The 4292-nt window shown below is 43.8% G+C and carries 7 protein-coding genes and 2 pseudogenes; 5 read left to right on the top strand and 4 right to left on the bottom strand.

The window, feature by feature from the left end:
- The 3 genes and pseudogenes from LGT40_RS00880 to LGT40_RS00870 all read right to left on the bottom strand — a co-directional run.
- Positions 1–670 (bottom strand): multicopper oxidase domain-containing protein (locus tag LGT40_RS00880; protein ID WP_226069705.1); only part of this gene is annotated, 670 nt, incomplete at its 3' end.
- 101 nt (positions 671–771) lie between these two features.
- Positions 772–978 (bottom strand): cbb3-type cytochrome oxidase subunit 3, encoded by a 207-nt coding sequence (locus LGT40_RS16525; protein ID WP_226069706.1) that lies wholly within the window; start codon positions 976–978, stop codon positions 772–774.
- Positions 979–1012: 34 nt separating this feature from the next.
- Positions 1013–1381, bottom strand: a pseudogene (locus LGT40_RS00870) (cbb3-type cytochrome c oxidase subunit I); the annotation flags it as partial.
- Between the two features lie 6 nt (positions 1382–1387).
- On the opposite strand from LGT40_RS00870, the pseudogene LGT40_RS00865 reads away from it, so the two are divergent.
- Positions 1388–1729: pseudogene (locus tag LGT40_RS00865) on the top strand (transposase); the annotation flags it as partial.
- A 180-nt stretch (positions 1730–1909) separates the two neighbouring features.
- Here the strand turns inward: LGT40_RS00865 and LGT40_RS00860 are convergent.
- Positions 1910–2050: a hypothetical protein gene (locus tag LGT40_RS00860; protein ID WP_226069704.1), complete on the bottom strand. Its 141-nt coding sequence runs from the start codon at positions 2048–2050 to the stop codon at positions 1910–1912.
- A gap of 532 nt (positions 2051–2582) precedes the next feature.
- Here LGT40_RS00860 and LGT40_RS00855 point away from each other — a divergent pair.
- The 4 genes from LGT40_RS00855 to LGT40_RS00840 are packed head-to-tail and all read left to right on the top strand — an operon-like array spanning position 2583 to position 4273.
- Entirely contained in the window at positions 2583–2774 is a 192-nt protein-coding gene (locus LGT40_RS00855; protein ID WP_226069702.1) for a hypothetical protein, read from the top strand.
- Positions 2771–3058 (top strand): DUF6283 family protein, encoded by a 288-nt coding sequence (locus tag LGT40_RS00850; protein ID WP_226069701.1) that lies wholly within the window; start codon positions 2771–2773, stop codon positions 3056–3058. Before LGT40_RS00855 ends, LGT40_RS00850 begins: the two co-directional genes overlap by 4 nt.
- Before the next feature lie 51 nt (positions 3059–3109).
- Positions 3110–3946, top strand: coding sequence for an HDOD domain-containing protein (locus LGT40_RS00845; RefSeq protein WP_226069700.1), 837 nt, complete (start codon positions 3110–3112; stop codon positions 3944–3946).
- A 12-nt stretch (positions 3947–3958) separates the two neighbouring features.
- On the top strand, positions 3959–4273 hold the full coding sequence (locus tag LGT40_RS00840) for a hypothetical protein (protein WP_226069699.1): 315 nt from the start codon (positions 3959–3961) through the stop codon (positions 4271–4273).
- The last annotated feature ends 19 nt before the right edge of the window (positions 4274–4292 follow it).

The following is a 4292-nucleotide window of genomic DNA, read 5'->3' as shown; positions in this document are numbered from 1 at the left end:
CCCCCCCCCCCGGACCGGTGACGGCATGCAGATCAATATTATGCTGATGCAGGCTGGTCGCGTGGTTATGTAATGTCAGCTCAACGGTATCGCCCTGTTTCACCCGGATCATCGGGCCTGGGACTGTGCCGTTAAAAGTCCAGTAATTAAAAGTGATACCCGGAGCCAGTTCAGCCAGAACTTCTTTAGTTTCCAGATTGATTTTGGTGACATTTTCGGATCCACTGTTCTGAGAAAAAACTGGATCAGGGACATTGTTAGGATCATGGGCGATTTCATCAATCCACTCAAACTGACCGATATGCCGAAAGAATGTCAGCACATTATTCAACGGCAAACCAGGGCCTTTTCCCGGTCCATATGATTCAACGTACATTGGGTACTGAAACATATACATTCTGCCGATAGAAACGGACAGAAATGCACCGATACCAAGGATAAATATCACCATGGAAATGACATATGCCCGGGAATGCATCTGATGGATCAGTCGCATAAAGAAAAATAGCGACGCTGTTGCGGCGATAACAAAACCAAACATCTGTATCAAACTAGTTTTGAGATAAGCCAGTAAAGAAACACCACCGAGAGCTAATATCACCATCAGACTGAGTAACAGTATGGCGGTTACGGTAATAACCAAAACATTTGAGAGTCGGTAAAGATTCATTATCGTTCCTAAAAGAGGCAAACAGACTTTAGCAATTAAAGCCAAAGATTACTTATCAGAAATATAACAAAAAAGAATAATATTAGACAGATAATACGCATTTATAGGAATATGCTAAAGTGAGGTTTGGATTTTTGAGTATGCTGTGATTCACCTTCTATCAAATCCTCTAGTGGAATATTTGCATATGAGTCATATGCAGATTTGTTACCCGGATGAAAGACCCATAGAGCTATCAACAACATGCAGCAAAGCCCAATAAGCGTGGTCACAATTACCAGCCAATCAGATCTTAATAAAGCCAGCATAAGTTTCAGAAAAAACAACATTATTTCCATAATATTAACCTGACTGCAGTGCCACTTTTGTTTCTGATAGTTTTTTATTAGCAAGATAAACCGTTGTGAGTACATTAATTAACATCACTAATGCCCCACAAAAGAATATAAATCCTCCCATGGCTCGCATAATGTAATAAGGATGCATCTGTGCCACAGACTCTACAAAGGTATAAGACAAATTGCCATACTCGTCATAGGCACGCCACATTAACCCCTGCATGATTCCAGCAACCCACATTGAGGTGATATAAATTGCTGTCCCGATGGTCGCCAACCAAAAATGAACATTCACCAATCTGACAGAGAACATGGTGGTATTCCACATCCGTTCAACCATATGATAAAGCGCGCCAATTGAAACCATGGCGACCCGGTAAAACGGGCTTACCATAAAACCACGCAAAGTCATCATCGCTTTCGTTGCCATCCTAACTTGACCAAACCCGGGGCAGAACAGACGCTTGTGCAGCGCCCTGAACAGTTATGGGTAGCGGATATAACCTATTTGCCGGTGCGTCAGGGTGAAGCCTACCTCAGTCTTGTCACCGATGCGTTCTCGCGAAAAATTCTCGGGTATCACGTGCATGACACATTGCGCGCTGATGCGGTGTCACAGGCTTATGTCTCGGCCTTGAAGCACAGGCAATGCGCGGACAAGCCTCTCATTCATCACTCTGATAGAGGTATCCAGTACTGCTCGGGGCACTATCAGGCGATTCAATGAATTCAGCCTCTCTTGCTCGCTTCATGATTTCATACTGTCTTTTGAGTTTATTTACATCATTGTAGTGTTCTGACAATGTGGCTTCATCAATTTCGATTTGTTTCTGGCATAAAAAAAGCCCCTACCAGAAGGTAGAGGCTTTACTAAATCCCAGTAGGAAGTAGTTCTTTGTGATTAGTGGCTATGATTGTTCTGGTCGTTTTCGCGTTTATTATCAACAACTATCGCAATCGCTCCCAAGAGGGCGCAGCCGATAACCAAGACACCTAAACCAATTAACAATTCTGGTCTAATAAGCTCAATATAAGCCATCATTTTATCCTCCCGTCACGCACATAGACACCCATTAAGACAATAAGCAGTCCGACTAATGTAGCAATTATACCACTAACAACAGTCAGGCCATCTTCAAAAAAGATGACAGCTGCAGCACCAAGAGAAGACACATTCGTACCAACTTTGATGAGGGACTCTCCTATATCCTTCCTCATAACATTACATTCTCCAAATAAAAAAGGGAGAATGCCCCCTGAAGGGAATTCTCCCTTCAGGGTTGAGGTTAACTGCATCCGTAGAAGCAGCAACATTTTGTAAGATACCAACCGTAGTCAGCATCCGTTGAGCACAGCGTTAAAGCAGCTGTGACACTTCAGGTACTTGAGTAATCAAGTACGCAGAATCAATGACTTAATAATAACATATTCCGTTTTTTACAACATCTCTTGGCCTTCCCTGCATACTTGCGTGATCACAAATTAAAACAGGCATTCAGCCATAGTGACTTACCGGAGGTTTGATGAAATCACTCGAAGAATAATTTACCTTTACACCCGCCAGCACGTCCCCTTTGGACACAGATAAATATGTATTGATCAGTAACCCGGCCATCCTAATTCATGACTCTACCCGGTTCGGTGGTGGTTACGCCCCAGGTGTCGATAATGGTGATGGGACGTTTACCGCTTACTATGCTCGTGAAAGTCTCATTGAGGCTATGCAGAAGTGTATTGAAATTGATGCTGCTGGTGGTACAAAGTGAAGTTACCGTATGCAAAATCACCTTGCAGCCAGTGCCCGTTTCGTAAAGACACGCTGAAGGGTTGGTTGGGCCGAGAGCGCATGACAGAAATCACCCAATCTTACTCATTTGTCTGTCATAAAAAGACGGACTTGCAGTGTGCTGGACACATGCTGCTGAATCAGCAAAATAATACCTTTGTTGAGATGGCTGCTCGCTTTAGAGTCGAACTTGAACTGCGTGGTCGAGAGCTGCTATTTGATAATGTGTCGGATTGTATCGACCACCATGCAGACCGTAATTAGGGGTTAGCAGACAAACAGCCTAAAATGGCAACAAATATATCGGGATACACTATGGCATTAACACCACAGATACTGGTCAACAAATCATTGAATCTGGTGTCTTCTCCAGAAACGTATGCTCAGCTGGACGCACTGATATGCGATCCGGATAGCAGTATTGAAGACATGGCTGCAGTCATCAATACCGATCCGGCATTGGTGTCGCGTCTACTGAAAATCGTTAATAGTTCGTTCTACGGGCTTCCCTCAAAAATCGACACCATCTCAAGAGCCATCACCATTGTCGGTATACGCGAACTAAGAGTACTTGTACTTGCAACAAGTGTTATCAATTCCTTTCGAGGGATTCCTTCCAGCCTGGTTAATATGGATAAGTTCTGGCGGCACAGCCTGGCCTGCGCAATTGCGGCCAGGCTCATTGCCGAAGAAACAAAACAGCCCGAACCAGAGCAATTCTTTATTGCTGGTTTGTTGCACAATATTGGCAGTTTGGTGCTCTATCAGTCATTACCTGAAATGGCTTTGGAGGCTATGCGAAGCGCCAGTGATAGTAGTGAGTCACTGTATGAAGCTGAAACCCGGTTAATCGGCTTTCATCATGGCGAGGTAGGTGCTGTGTTGATTGAAAACTGGGGATTACCCGACAAGTTGGCATGTGTTGCCCGTTATCAGCAGTATCCATTGCATGCTCCGGATCACAAACAGCTCGTTGCTACAGTCTATGTTGCAAGTGTTCTTGTTGATAGCGTCCAGCTTGGACAGGGCATACCTCCAGTCGATGAGTCGGTATTAAACTTGATTAATATAGATGCCTTATTGCTTCCAGTCCTGCTTGAAAGAGTTAATGAACAACAAAATAGCGTGACTGACTTTCTCAGTGAAGGGTAAGTGTGCTCTGATATGGATGGTAAATCTGATGAAAAGGACTTTAACGATGAAGAAATACCCTTTGGCACCGGAACGCTCTCACCTTCTGATTTAGCAGAAATTGCTTTTTGGGAGCAGCAAAAATGTGAGATGCCGAGGCTAAATTCACAGGTGATGGCTCTACATAATCAATATAGTTTACGTTGCCACTCAAATCCGGTTCTTCTTACAAAAAGTAATCCAGATTATTCTCACGAGCTACATAATTTGGGTAAGCGGATTAAATGGTTGATCTTACCTTTGCATGAGAGTGAGACAGACCGGCATCTCATCGGATTATCTGGTTGATGCTTCACCTACTGCTGGT

It is taken from the genome of Methylophaga pinxianii (genome assembly GCF_020447225.1).
Classification (GTDB): domain Bacteria; phylum Pseudomonadota; class Gammaproteobacteria; order Nitrosococcales; family Methylophagaceae; genus Methylophaga; species Methylophaga pinxianii.
Note: the sequence above shows the minus strand (reverse complement) of the source record. Positions and strands in the feature narration are given on the sequence as shown.